The sequence below is a fragment of the Bosea sp. BIWAKO-01 genome, assembly GCF_001748145.1.
GTDB lineage: Bacteria > Pseudomonadota > Alphaproteobacteria > Rhizobiales > Beijerinckiaceae > Allobosea.
This window is the reverse complement of the sequence record NZ_BCQA01000001.1, coordinates 4,993,521-5,006,743: the sequence shown is the minus strand read 5'-3', so window position 1 is coordinate 5,006,743 and position 13,223 is coordinate 4,993,521. Positions and strand designations below refer to the sequence as shown.

Annotated in this window: 11 protein-coding genes; 4 read left to right on the top strand and 7 right to left on the bottom strand. The window is 62.7% G+C overall.

The window, feature by feature from the left end; all coding sequences use genetic code 11:
- Window positions 1–15: 15 nt before the first annotated feature.
- The 4 genes from BIWAKO_RS23470 to BIWAKO_RS23455 all read right to left on the bottom strand — a co-directional run bounded on the left by BIWAKO_RS23470 (window position 16) and on the right by BIWAKO_RS23455 (window position 3,582).
- Window positions 16–1,317 (bottom strand): lipoprotein-releasing ABC transporter permease subunit, encoded by a 1,302-nt coding sequence (locus tag BIWAKO_RS23470; protein ID WP_141740205.1) that lies wholly within the window; start codon window positions 1,315–1,317, stop codon window positions 16–18.
- A gap of 37 nt (window positions 1,318–1,354) precedes the next feature.
- On the bottom strand, window positions 1,355–2,686 hold the full coding sequence (proS, locus tag BIWAKO_RS23465) for a proline--tRNA ligase (RefSeq protein ID WP_069880702.1): 1,332 nt from the start codon (window positions 2,684–2,686) through the stop codon (window positions 1,355–1,357).
- A 152-nt stretch (window positions 2,687–2,838) separates the two neighbouring features.
- Window positions 2,839–3,339, bottom strand: coding sequence for a pantetheine-phosphate adenylyltransferase (gene coaD / locus BIWAKO_RS23460; RefSeq protein WP_069880701.1), 501 nt, complete (start codon window positions 3,337–3,339; stop codon window positions 2,839–2,841).
- Between the two features lie 54 nt (window positions 3,340–3,393).
- Window positions 3,394–3,582 carry a hypothetical protein gene (locus BIWAKO_RS23455; protein WP_141740204.1) on the bottom strand — a complete coding sequence of 63 codons (189 nt, stop codon included), beginning with the start codon at window positions 3,580–3,582 and terminating at the stop codon, window positions 3,394–3,396.
- A gap of 165 nt (window positions 3,583–3,747) precedes the next feature.
- On the opposite strand from BIWAKO_RS23455, the gene BIWAKO_RS23450 reads away from it, so the two are divergent.
- On the top strand, window positions 3,748–5,622 hold the full coding sequence (locus tag BIWAKO_RS23450; protein ID WP_069880699.1) for an ABC-F family ATP-binding cassette domain-containing protein: 1,875 nt from the start codon (window positions 3,748–3,750) through the stop codon (window positions 5,620–5,622).
- A gap of 150 nt (window positions 5,623–5,772) precedes the next feature.
- Here the strand turns inward: BIWAKO_RS23450 and BIWAKO_RS23445 are convergent, their stop codons facing one another.
- From BIWAKO_RS23445 to BIWAKO_RS23435, 3 genes are all read right to left on the bottom strand, one after another.
- The gene (locus BIWAKO_RS23445) at window positions 5,773–6,039 is read right to left on the bottom strand and encodes a hypothetical protein (RefSeq protein WP_371332043.1); all 267 of its coding nucleotides are present in this window, start codon (window positions 6,037–6,039) and stop codon (window positions 5,773–5,775) included.
- A gap of 134 nt (window positions 6,040–6,173) precedes the next feature.
- Window positions 6,174–6,626, bottom strand: coding sequence for a DNA polymerase III subunit chi (locus BIWAKO_RS23440; protein WP_069880698.1), 453 nt, complete (start codon window positions 6,624–6,626; stop codon window positions 6,174–6,176).
- 47 nt (window positions 6,627–6,673) lie between these two features.
- Entirely contained in the window at window positions 6,674–8,167 is a 1,494-nt protein-coding gene (locus BIWAKO_RS23435) for a leucyl aminopeptidase (protein WP_069882725.1), read from the bottom strand.
- Window positions 8,168–8,329: 162 nt separating this feature from the next.
- Between BIWAKO_RS23435 and lptF the strand changes: the two genes are divergently transcribed.
- From lptF to BIWAKO_RS23420, 3 genes are read left to right on the top strand one after another with little or no spacing between them, the layout of a single operon-like run.
- A complete protein-coding gene (gene lptF, locus BIWAKO_RS23430) occupies window positions 8,330–9,523 on the top strand; it encodes an LPS export ABC transporter permease LptF (protein ID WP_069880697.1) in 1,194 nt (397 codons plus the stop codon).
- On the top strand, window positions 9,523–10,611 hold the full coding sequence (gene lptG, locus BIWAKO_RS23425; RefSeq protein WP_069880696.1) for an LPS export ABC transporter permease LptG: 1,089 nt from the start codon (window positions 9,523–9,525) through the stop codon (window positions 10,609–10,611). The genes lptF and lptG overlap by 1 nt, the downstream gene beginning before the upstream one ends.
- Window positions 10,612–10,669: 58 nt before the next feature.
- On the top strand, window positions 10,670–13,183 hold the full coding sequence (locus BIWAKO_RS23420) for an LPS-assembly protein LptD (RefSeq protein ID WP_244523527.1): 2,514 nt from the start codon (window positions 10,670–10,672) through the stop codon (window positions 13,181–13,183).
- Window positions 13,184–13,223 lie beyond the last annotated feature (40 nt).

The following is a 13,223-nucleotide window of genomic DNA, read 5'->3' as shown; positions in this document are numbered from 1 at the left end:
ACGGGTTCTTCTGCCTCAACCCATCCGCAGGGCTTGGACCGGGTCCAGCCGCGCGGCTTTCCAGGCTGGATACAGCGTCGCCAGCAGCGATAGGACCAACGCCATCGCGACGACACTCGCCACTTCCCGCCAGTCGATCACGGAGGGAATGTCGCTCAGGAAGCGCACCGTCGGATCCCAGAGATTGGCCCCGGTGATCCAATTGAGGGTGGCCATGATCGACTTGATGTTGTTGGCGAAGAGAACGCCGAGGCCTAGCCCAGCCAATGTGCCGAACACACCGATGGCCGCCCCCGTGATCAGGAAGACGCGCAGCACAGTGCCGCGAGACGCGCCCATGGTGCGCATGATCGCGATATCTTCGGTCTTGTCCTTCACCAGCATGATCAGGCCCGAGACGATGTTCAGCGCCGCCACCAGCACGATCAGGGTGAGAATGATGAACATGACGTTCCGCTCGACCTCGAGCGCGTTGAAGAAGGTACGGTTGCGCTGCCGCCAATCGGACAGCACAAGCGGCCGTGGCGCGTCGGCCTCGATCGCATCGCGCACGACCTGGGTCCGATCCGGATTGTCGATGAAGACCTCGATGACGTTCACATCGCCATCGCGGTTGAAATAGGCCTGCGCTTCCGCCAGCGGCATGAAGACAAACGAGGAATCGAACTCGGTCATACCTATCTCGAACACCGCTTGGATCGGATAGGCCTTGATGCGCGGAGCGGTCCCGAACGGGGTCGAGGCTCCCTTCGGAGAAACGAGCGTGATCGTGTCGCCTGCGGTCAGCGAGAGCGCCGCGGCAAGCCGACTGCCAACGGCGACGCCGGCGGCGGCGGCGAACCCATCGAGCGTACCGCGCTTGATATTGTTGCCGATGAAGGGGATCGACTTCAGATCGGCCTCCGAGATGCCGCGCACCAGCACGCCGCCATTGGCGTATTGCGACGAAGCAAGCGCCTGGCCTTCCACCAAGGGGATCGCAAGCTTGATACCGGGAACCTGCCGCAGCCGTGCCGCGACCGCTTCGTAGTCATCGAGCGGGCGATCGATCGGTGTCGCGAAGATGTGGCCGTTGACGCCGACGATCTTCTCCAGGAGTTCCTTCCGGAAGCCGTTCATCACCGACATCACGATGATCAGCGTGGCGACCCCGAGCAAAATGCCGAGGAAGGAGAAGCCCGCGATGACGGAAACAAAGCCCTCGCGCCGACGCGTGCGAAGGTAGCGCCCGGCCAGCAGCCATTCGAAACCCGCAAAGGGGCGTGTGCCGGTGGGCTGCTCTGCTTCGGTCGACATCGACTCCACCGCCACGTTCATCGGCGCCTGCTCCGCTCCGCGATCATGACGCTCCCACTCAAGCCGAGCGGCCCGGGAAGCGTTCCAGCGCAGCCGCGAGCGAGACGAGTTCGCGCTCTCCGCCGGCGCGGCGTTTGATTTCCACCTTGCCCTCAGCCAGTCCCTTTGGCCCGACGATGACCTGCCACGGCACGCCGATCAGGTCTGCCGTCGCGAACTTGGCGCCTGGCCGGCCGTCTGTATCATCATAGAGCGTGTCATAGCCCTTGGCGGAGAGCGCGCTGTAGAGTTGCTCGCAGGCGCCATCGGTCGCGGCGTCACCGGTCTTCAGGTTCAGAACCGCGATGTCGAACGGTGCGATCTCGTCCGGCCAGACGATGCCGGCATCGTCGTGACCGGCCTCGATCAATGCTGCGACGAGACGGCTCGGGCCAATGCCATAAGAGCCCATATGCACCGGCACCTGTTGCCCGTCCGGCCCGGTCACCGTCGCTCCCATCGGCTCGGAATACTTCGTGCCGAAATAGAAGATATGCCCGACCTCGATGCCGCGCGCCGACAGTTGCTGGCCGGCGGGAACCGCGTCGAATGCCGCCTTGTCGTGCATCTCCTCGGTCGCAGCGTAGAGGCTCGTCCATTTGTCGACGATGGCCTGCAACCCGTCGACGCTATCGAAGTCGGTGTCGAGCTTCGGCGTCTCGAAGCTGAGATAGTCCTTGTGGCAGAACACCTCGCTCTCGCCGGTGGACGCGAGGACGATGAACTCGTGGCTGAGGTCGCCACCGATCGGGCCCGTATCGGCGCGCATCGGAATCGCCTTCAGGCCGAGCCGGGCGAAGGTTCTCAGATAGGCGGTGAACATGCGGTTATAGGCATGCCGCGCGCCGGCCTGGTCGAGATCGAAGGAATAGGCGTCCTTCATCAGGAATTCGCGCCCGCGCATCACGCCAAAGCGCGGCCTGACCTCGTCCCGGAACTTCCACTGGATATGGTAGAGATTGAGCGGCAGGTCTTTGTAGGACTTCACATAGGACCGGAAGATGTCGGTGATCATCTCCTCGTTGGTCGGCCCGTACAGCATGTCGCGGTCGTGCCGGTCCTTGATGCGCAGCATCTCCTTGCCATAAGCGTCGTACCGCCCACTCTCGCGCCAGAGATCGGCCGACTGAATGGTCGGCATCAGAACCTCGATGGCGCCCGAACGATTCTGCTCCTCGCGCACCACCGCGTTGATCTTGTTGAGCACCCGCAGGCCAAGTGGCAGCCACGAGTAGATTCCTGCCGATTGCTGGCGGATCATGCCGGCGCGCAGCATCAAGCGATGCGAGACGATCTCGGCTTCCTTGGGCGTGTCACGCAGGATCGGCAGGAAATAGCGGGAAAGGCGCATCGGAAAACTCGTTCGAGGGCAGTACGCGGCTCAGCGCGCAGCGAGTCATGTTGTCCCAGAGACACCATCGCCGCCGGCAAAATGCAAACGCAAATCCGCAGAATACGGAGGAAGATGCCAAACGATCGGCTCGGCTCTCGACTATCGCCGGGTCAGCGCGTCGGGAACTTCGCCTTGAGTTGGCCACTGACCGCCGATGGCACGAAAGCCGAGACATCGCCCCCCATGGAGGCGATCTGCCGCACAAGCGTCGACGTGATGTGGCGCGTCCTCGCGGAAGCCGGCAGAAACACGGTCTGCAACTCGGGCACCATGGCCTGGTTCATGCCGGAAAGCTGCATCTCGTAGTCGAAATCGGTCGCGTCACGCAGGCCGCGAATCATGATGGTCGCACCTGCTTTCCTGGCCGCCTGAACGGCGAGGTAGTCGAAGGTCACGACTTCGATCACGACTTTGGCCGCAGCGGCAATCGGGCTTGCAACCTCCCGCAGCAGATGAGCGCGCTCGTCCGCCGAGAAGATCGGGGCCTTGCCCGGGTGGACTCCAATAGCGAGCACCAGCCTGTCGCATAGCCGGCAAGCGCCAGCGATCACATCGGCATGGCCATTCGTGATCGGGTCGAAGGATCCAGGATAGAAAGCGGTTCTGCTCATGGGACAGCGTTACCCTCGGGGCATCCTTGCGGCAAGCGCGGCAGCGAACCGGCCCTATCTGAACGACATCGTCCCGGCATCATGCTGCGGAACGGACTGCCAGGTCACGGACGCCTCGGCGCGGCGATCGACCAGAAGCGCACTCAGCGCACCGGCGCTGCCCAGAATCAGGGAGACGATCGCCAGGGCAGCTGCGGTCGTGGAGAAGCGCCGCTGAACCATATGCCGGGGGCCGAGATGCATCGGTTTCTCTTTGCGAATCATGGATGTAGACGCAATCCCATGGCTGAAGGGCAGCTCCGGCGGAGCCGTGGCCGCTTCATGTCAAAAGCATGATTGGTCTTTCGATCGCGTTAGCCCGCAGCGTTAACCATTGCTTGCCATGGCTCCAGGCCCTAAATCCGCGCCATGCTCACGCTCAACGATATCACCTACAGGCTCGGCGAACGGCTGCTCCTGGACCGGGCCAGTGCGGCCCTGCCGGACGGATCACGCGTCGGCCTCGTCGGTCGCAACGGCACCGGCAAGACCACGCTCTTCCGGATCATTACCGGCGATCTCTCGCCTGAGGGCGGTTCGGTCAGCGTGCCGCGGGGCATGCGGATCGGTGGCGTCGCCCAGGAAGCCCCCGGTGGCCCGGAATCGTTGATCGAGGTCGTGCTCGCAGCCGATACCGAGCGCGCGGCCCTGATGAAGGAAGCCGAGACCGCGATCGACCCGCTGCGCATCGCCGAAATCGAGACCCGGCTCGCCGATATCGGCGCGCATGCCGCCCCGGCCCGGGCGGCGACGGTGCTGCACGGGCTCGGCTTCGATGAGGCAGCGCAGCAACGCCCCTGCTCCGATTATTCGGGCGGTTGGCGCATGCGCGTTGCTCTCGCTGCCGTGCTCTTCGCCGAACCCGATCTGCTGCTGCTCGACGAGCCGACCAATTATCTCGATCTAGAAGGCACGCTCTGGCTCTACGACTATCTGGAGCGCTACCCGCATACCGTCCTGGTGGTGAGCCACGACCGCGAACTGCTCGACACCTGCGTCGACCACATCCTGCATCTCGATCAGGGCAAACTCACCATCTATCGCGGCGGCTATTCATCTTTCGAACGCCAGCGTGCCGAGAAGCAGATGTTGCTCGCGAAGCAGCGCGAGAAGCAGGACGCCGAGCGTAAGCATCTCCAGGCCTTCGTCGATCGCTTCAAGGCCAAGGCCTCGAAGGCGCGCCAGGCACAATCGCGCGTCAAGCGGCTGGAGAAGATGGAATCGATCGCGACCATCGTCGACCGTGACGTGCAGCCATTCAGCCTTCCAGGGCCGGAGCGGCCGCTCTCGCCGCCCATGGTGGTGTTGGACGATGTCAGTGCCGGCTATGGCGAGCGCAAGGTGCTGTCGCGACTCGACCTCACCTTGCTGCCGGACGATCGGATTGCGCTGCTTGGTTCGAACGGCAACGGCAAATCAACCTTCTGCAAGCTGATCGGCGGGCGGCTCCCACCCCTGTCAGGCGATCTGCGGCGTTCGTCCAAGCTTCAGACCGCCTATTTCGCCCAGCATCAGCTCGACGAGCTGCGGATGGAGGAAACGCCAGTCGCGCATCTGCGCGACCTGATGCCTGATGCGCCGGAAGCCAAGGTGCGCTCGAAAGCGGCTCAGATCGGCTTTCCCGCCAGCAAGGCGGATACACCGGTCAAGAACCTCTCCGGTGGCGAAAAGGCGCGGCTGATGCTCGGAATCGCGGCCTTCGGCGGCCCGCATCTGCTCATCCTGGACGAACCGACGAACCATCTCGACATCGACAGCCGCACCGCCCTGGTCAAGGCTATCAACGACTATCCCGGCGCTGTCATCCTGGTCAGCCACGACCGCTTCCTGATCGAAGCCTGCGCCGACCGGCTCTGGCTCGTCGGCGACGGCACGGTGAAGAATTTTGACGGCGACATGGAGGATTATCGCGCCTTCGTCCTCGGTGGCGCCAAGGCAGCCCGTCGCGAAAAGCCCGCAGAGACTGCGAATACCAACAGCAAGGCCGAAGAACGTAAGGGCGCAGCCGTCAAGCGCGTGGCCCAGGGGCCGCTGCGTCAGAAGCTCAACCTGGCTGAGGCACGGATCGCCAAGCTGACCGGATTGATCGAGAAGGTCGATGGCGTGCTCGGCAACGGTGCGGCATTCGCCCGCGATCCGGAAAAAGCTCTGCTGCTCTCGCGCCAGCGTGCGGAATTGTCGGAGGCACTGACCGCCGCGGAGGAAGAATGGCTCGGACTGAGCGAGGAACTCGAGAACGCCTGAAGCGGCCTCGACGATAGGCTCGGGCGAAATCCGAGCTATCGTCCAATGCTTGGATCATCCGATCGGATTTCGTATCCGCTCCGATGATGAACGCTCCTGTGGTTGAATCGGCTTGCTCGAAAACCGCAATCCACTGTTCGGGCTGATGCCTCAGCCCTCCCCTTGTCCCGGCTTGACGATCCGGCTGAGGCGGTTGTCGGTGAACATATAGATCTCGCGGCCGCCGGGCTCGGAATAGAGCACCTGCACCTCGCGCTGGCCCTTGCCACTCTCGCCGATGAGGACATCGGTCGGCCGGGCCCCCTTCAACTTCACGAGTTCGCATTCGGTCACGCCCAGCGCGATCTCCTTTGGCAGGGGACGCGTCGACGGGCTCAGCGAAACGTCCGCCTCGCAACCGCCCTCGGCGGTCAGCATGGCTTCCTGAGTGGACGCGCGGGCTGAAGCGCTGCTGGTTCGCGTACCGCTGGAATCCTGGGTGAAGGAGAAACCGCCAATATCGACGGAACATCCGCCCAGAGCCACAGCGCACACGAACAGAACAGGCACTCTCACGCTTTTTTCTCCCAGCGACCGGTTTCGTCCTGCTGCCAGTAGCTGGCCGTCGCGCCTGTGGCGCGAACTGCCTTCCAATCCTCGCGCGCAGCCGCAAGCGCGTCGGGGTCGTCGCCGTCGAAGATGAGGACGACGCGCTCGTAATCCTGCAATGCGTCGGGAATACGGACGCCGTCAGCGCAGATTCTAACCTGCGCTGCGTTGGGATTATGGGCCTGTGTCGTCAGCACGACCGGATTGGTCGCTGCATCCGACTCGCTCGCCATGACATGCGGCAGAAAGCTGTCATCCGCATAGGTCCACAGATGATCGTCCAGTACGCTCGCCCGCTCGGAACTGGAGACCTCGATGACCACCTTCTGGCCGCGCGACAGCGCCCGATCGAGAATGGTCGGGAGAACCTGCTCAAGCGGACGCGACTGAAGATGGAAGAACAGGACTTCCGTCATGAAAGCCCCTTCTTATCAGAGCATTGCGAAACAATATTTCGAGAGAATCAGGACTCGTAATGGTTCGCGACGAGCCGGTCGAGGAGGCGCACGCCCCAGCCCGAGCCCCAGGAGCGATTGGTCTCGCTGTTTGGGGAGCCCATGCCGGTGCCGGCGATATCGAGATGCGCCCAGGGCGTTTCATTGACATGCCGCTGCAGGAACTGCGCAGCAGTGATCGAACCGCCATAGCGCCCGGCCGAGTTCTTCATGTCTGCGAACTTTGAATCGATCATCTTGTCGTAAGCTGCGCCAAGCGGCATACGCCAGACGGTTTCGCCAGTGGCCTTGCCCGCGACTGCGAGACGCTCGGACAACTCGTCATCATTCGAGAACAGCCCGGCATTCTCCTGCGCGAGCGCCACCAGAATCGCTCCTGTCAGGGTTGCCAGATTGATCATGAAGCGCGGCTTGTACTTGTCCTGCGTGTACCAGAGCACATCGGCGAGGACGAGCCGCCCCTCTGCGTCGGTATTGATGATCTCGATGGTCTGCCCTGAAAGCGAGGTGACGATGTCACCAGGGCGCTGGGCGTTGCCATCCGGCATGTTCTCGACCAGTCCAATCACGCCAATAGCATTGACCTTGGCCTTGCGCGCCGCGAGCGCATGCATCAGTCCGGTGACGCAGGCGGCTCCGGCCATGTCCCCCTTCATGTCCTCCATACCGGCGCCCGGCTTCAGCGAGATGCCGCCAGTGTCGAACGTGACGCCCTTGCCGACGAAGGCGACGGGCCGAACTCCGGGTTTGGCGCCATTCCAGCGCATGACGACGACGCGGCTCTCGCGGCGCGACCCCTGGCCAACGCCAAGCAAGGCCCGCATGCCGATCTTCTTGAGTTGCTTCTCATCGAGAACCTCGACTTCGACACCAAGCTTCTCGAGTTTGGCGGCGCGTTCGGCGAATTCTTCGGGATAGAGAACATTCGGCGGCTCGTTCACGAGATCGCGAGCAATCTCGACGCCGCCGGCGATAGCTTCGCAGGCCTTGAGGGCCTTCTTCAGAGCGGCCGGGTCGGGGGTGCGCAGCGTCACGGTGATCGGATCGGCATCGTCGGCTTCGCGGGTCTTGGTCTTGTAGCGGTCAAAGACATAGGCCCGGAGGCGCAACCCGAGAGCGACCGCAGCCGCTTGCTCTGCACTGATTTCAGCGTCAGGCAGTGCGACGATCACATCGGCCGAGCGGCCACTGCCAAGCTTGCCCGCAACAGCCCCGCCAAGCTTGGCGAAATCGAGCTTATCGTGATCTCCATCAGGTCCGACCCCGATGACGACGAGCCGCTCATACCCAGCCCCATCCGGCGCCAGCAACGTCATCCCGGAAAACACCTTGCCCTTGAACTTGTCGGCTGCCGCAGCCCTGGCGAGCAGTGCATGAGCGCCCTCTCCGAGCCAATCCTCGGCAAGCTTCGCCGGGGTCAGCTTGTCCGACACGAAAATGACGAGGTCCTGCCCGCCGATGGTGTTCAGGGCTTTGACCTCAAGCTTCAGGCGCTGCGACATAAGCTGCTCACAATTGGCGGGAATAGGGCTCTTCAGGAAGGTCGTGAACATGGTGCGAACGATTCCCGTTTGCGCCATGATCGTGGCTATACCATAGGGAGTGTTTGGCGAACCGTCCAAGGGGAGCCTCGAACCGCCCTCGGTTTCACCGGAAGCTAACGCGTGCGTCTTCTCCGTCTCGACCGCTACATCCTGAAGATCGCCGCGGTCGCAGCGATCGTGCTTCTGATCGGGCTGACCAGCGTGATCTGGGTGACGCAGGCCCTGCGTGAGGTCGACCTGATCACCGGCAAGGGCCAGACCATCTATATCTTCTTCACGGTGACGCTGCTTTCGTTGCCGGCGTTGATCGCGGGCATCGCGCCGGTCGCGCTGTTCATGTCGACGCTCTACACGCTGAACCGGCTGAATGGCGATTCGGAGTTGATCGTCATGAATGCGGCCGGCGTCGCGCCCTACCGGCTGACACGCCCGTTCATCGTGCTGACGCTGGCGACCTCGCTTCTCGTCGGCTGGATGGCGATTTCGGTCATGCCAGCGGGGTTTCGTGCACTACGGGACCTGATCACGCTGATCAGGGCGGATTTCGTCGCCAACGTCGTTAAGGAAGGCCAGTTCGTCTCGCTCGATTCCGGCGTGACGTTTCACTACCGCGAACGCTCGGGCGACGCGCTGCTCGGTATCTTCATGCAGGACCGCCGCGACCCCACCCAGCCCTCCGTCTATATCGCCGAGCGCGGCCGGACCGTGGAATCCGACGGCAACAGCTTCCTGATGCTGGAGAAGGGCACGATCCAACGCGAGGCCAAGAACAAGGAATCGACTTCAATCATCTCCTTCGAGCGCTATGCCCTCAACCTGTCAGCATTATCGGGCGAGCCGACAGGCGGTGACGGCGAAGGCAATGGCGACAAGGTGATCTACAAGCCACGCGAACGTACGACCTGGGCCTTGCTGCGACAGGACCCGAACGAGGCCTATTACAAGCTGCAGGCGGGCCGCTTCCGTGCGGAGCTGCACAACCGCCTGTCGGCGCCGCTCTACCCGATCGCGTTCATGCTGGTCGCCTTCGCTGCCCTCGGCGAAGCGCGTACGACACGTCAGGGCCGCAATGTTGCGATTCAGGCAGCAATCATGATTGTCGGGGCGGTCCGCATCGGCGCTTACGCCGCATGGACCGCAAGCGTCAGATCAGGTTTTGCAGTGGTCCTGCTCTACCTTCTGCCGCTGGTCACGATCATGTGCTCCACGGCGCTGATCATGTTTGGCGCGTCCCTGCGGCCGCGGCTCAACAAGCTGTTCGAGCCGATCATCCTGTCGCTATCTGCCCTGCCCTCTCGCTTGCGTCGCGCCTGATGCTGCTTGTCTCGACCTTCGGCCGATACCTGACGAAGCGCTTTGCGCGCGCCATCATCAGCGTGTTCAGCACCTTCTTCTTCCTGATCCTGACGCTCGATTTCGTTGAGTTGATGCGTCGCGCCGGCGATTCTCCGCTCGCGACGACACCGCAGATCATCAGACTCGCGCTTTTTCGTGCGCCAGCGGTGGCGGAACAGATTTTCCCCTTCGCCGTCCTGTTCGGCGGCATGTTCGCGCTGCTGACACTGAGCCGGAAGCTCGAGCTCGTGGTGGCTCGCTCCGTGGGCGTCTCAGCCTGGCAATTCCTCCAGCCGGCCGCACTGGTCGCAGCAGTGATCGGCTTTGCCTCGATCATGATCTACAACCCGCTCGCGGCCGAACTGAAGCGGAGCGCGACGGCTCTGGAAGCGAGGCTCTTCGCGAGGAGCACGCAGACGTCCGGGGCGCAGGAAATCTGGATCCGCCAGCGGAGCGTCGACGGGCAGGCGATCATTCGCGCCGCAGCAGCGCTACCCGACGCGTCAGGTCTCTCCCAGGTCGCTGTCTTTAGCTTCGATGCGAAGGGCGGCTTCAACGAGCGCGTGGAGGCGCGGGAAGCGATCCTGCATCGCGGCTATTGGGAATTGACCGACGCGCGCGTCGTGTCTGCCACGGAAGAGCCACAGAGCTACACGACTTATCTGCTGGCAACGACTCTGGAGCCAGAACAGGTGCGGCAAAGTTTCACCCCGCCTGACGCCGTCGGGTTCTGGTCGATGCCGACGGTGATCGAACGGACACAGAAGGCCGGCCTTGATTCCACCCGCTACGAGCTGCGTTATCAGTCGCTCAAGGCGCGGCCGCTTCTGCTGGTCGCGATGATCTTGGTGGCGGCATCCGTTTCCTTAAGATTTTTCAGATTTGGTGGTGTCACGAGATTGGTGATAGGTGGCGTGGCGGCCGGGTTCGTGCTCTATGTGGCGACGCAGCTGTCGGAAGAGCTCGGGGCATCGGGGATCGTCAATCCCATGGTGGCCGCGTGGTTGCCGGCGGTAGTGGGGACGATGCTCGGGGCGCTCGCTCTCCTTCACCAGGAAGACGGGTAACTAGTACTGTGCCTATGGTTAATTTTGGATTGAGCGTATGGCCTCTGGCGTGAGACGCATGGCTCGTTTTGCCGCGGCGACCGCCCTCGCCTCGAGCTTGACCTATTGCCTCGCGGCAGGAGGGAGCGCCTTCGCGCAAGCTCCAGCTCCAGCGAAGCCGCAGGAGCGTATGGTCGTCGACGCGCGCGAGCTGGTCTACGACAACAAGAACAACAGCGTTTCGGCTGTCGGCGACGTTCAGATTCTCTATCAGGGCCGTACGATCGAAGCGGACAAGGTCACCTATGACCGCGCCAGCAAGCGCGTCATCGCGAGCGGCAATGCCCGGATCACCGAATCGAACGGCACCGTCATCACCGGCGATCGCTTCAATCTGACCGACGATTTCCGTGACGGCTTCATCGATTCGCTGCGCGTCGTGAACCCGGACAAGACGCGGTTTACCGCACCACGCGCCGAGCGCACGGATGGCGAGACCTTTGTCTTCGAGAAGGGCATCTACACCGCTTGCGAGCCCTGCAAGGATAAGCCGGAAAGGCCGCCGCTCTGGCAGGTCCGCTCGGCTCGGATCATTCACAAGAAGTCCGAGCAGACGATCTATTACGAATCCTCCCGGCTCGAGTTCGCCGGGGTGCCGATCGCCTATATCCCGTACATGTCCGGCCCCGATTCGACGGTGAAGCGCAAGAGCGGCTTCCTGTCGCCGAGCTTCATCAACACCGCCCCGCTCGGGTTCGGTGTTGGCTTGCCCTATTTCTTCAACCTTGCCCCGAACTACGATCTCACTGTCACGCCAGCCTATCTCTCCCGGCAGGGCTTCCTCGGCCAGGCCGAGTGGCGGCACCGGCTCGTCAACGGGTCCTACAACATCCGTGCGGCCGGTATCTTCCAGGCGGAGCCGGACGCGTTCCAGCCGACGCCGTTCGGGGCGCGCGACGACAATTTCCGCGGTTCGTTGGAGACCACGGGCAAGTTCTACCTGAACCCACGCTGGACCTACGGCTGGGACATCGCGATGTCCACGGACAAATGGTTCTGGAAGAATTATCGCATCCGAAGCGAAAGCATCAGCTCGACGGCCTATCTGCAGGAATCGATCTCGACAGGCTATCTCAACGGTCAGAGCGCGGCTGCCTGGTTCGACCTGCGGGGCTATTATTTCCAGCCTCTGACGTCTTCCGATTGGCAGAAGCAGCAGCCAGTCGTGCTGCCGGTGCTCGACTACAACAAACGGGTGCACAAGCCGGACATCATCGGCGGTGAACTCGCGTTCACTGTGAACGCCACGAATCTGCACCGTGATGCCGCCGCCTTTCAGCAGATTCCGGCCCAGAAGACCTTCCTGCTGACAACGCCTAACTCGCTCTACGACGGCTGCGCAGTCTATCAGAAGGATCAGTGCCTGGTTCGCGGCATCGGTGGTTCGGTGGCCCGCGCCACGGCGGAAGTGTCCTGGCGGCGCAACTTCACCGATTCGATCGGTCAGGTCTGGACGCCATACGCGTCGGTTCGCGCGGACATCTTCTCGGTCAACCCCTCGACGACCGGCTTTGCCAACGCCAACGTTTCCTCGATCTTCAACACGTCCGACGATATCTTCGGACGCGTGATGCCTGCTGTCGGCCTGATGTATCGCTACCCCTTCGTGGCAAAGACCTCGTGGGGCACGCATATCATTGAGCCGGTCGCCCAGTTCGTTGCACGTCCGAACGAGACGCACGTGCTGCGCGTCGCCAACGAAGATGCGCAAAGCCTCGTCTTTGACGACACCAACCTGTTCGAGTGGAGCGGCAAGTTCTCGGGCTATGATCGGCTCGAGGGCGGAACGCGCGCGAATGTCGGTGCTCTCTACACTGGCCGTTTCGGCAAGGAGGCCTACGCCAATTTCCTTGTGGGCCAATCGTTCAATCTCGCCGGCCGCAACTCCTTCGCACAGGCTGACCTCGTCAATGCCGGGCTCGATTCGGGCCTCGAAACGAAGCAGTCCGATTTCGTAACCCGCGCGCAGATCTCGCCGTTCAAGAACTTCTTCCTGACAGGCGCGGCGCGCCTGGATGAGACGACGTTCGAGGCACAGCGGATCGACGCAGGCGCCACCTACAGCAATGGCGTCGTGTCGACGTCCGTGACCTATGGCCGCTACGAGCCCCAGCCCGAGTTGGGTATTCCGCGGCGGCGCGAAGGTCTTGGCCTGAACGGTTCGCTCGGGATCGCACAGTATTGGCGCGTCCGCGCCGGTGTCCTGTTCGACCTCGACAAGTACAAATTCGACCGGGAGCGATATCGGGACGCCTTCGTGGCGGCCCAGCTCGATCCCGCGGCCCTTGCTGCACTTGTCTATCCCAAGACCGGCCCGTTCCAGGCCGCGTCGATGAGCCTTGGCATCAACTACACCGACGAATGCACCGTATTCGACGTCTCCTATTCGCAGTCCTATGCCGACCGGCAGTCCGGGGCCACGAAGGATACGCGGACAGTGATGTTCCGGCTCGAACTGCGCACCTTGGGCGAGATCAGCTACTCGCAGAACCTGGGCCAGGGCTCGACGGGCGACGGTGTCTCTTCGCGCTGAGGATCGTATCGGGGTTGCGGAGCGCGAGCCGGTGCGGGTG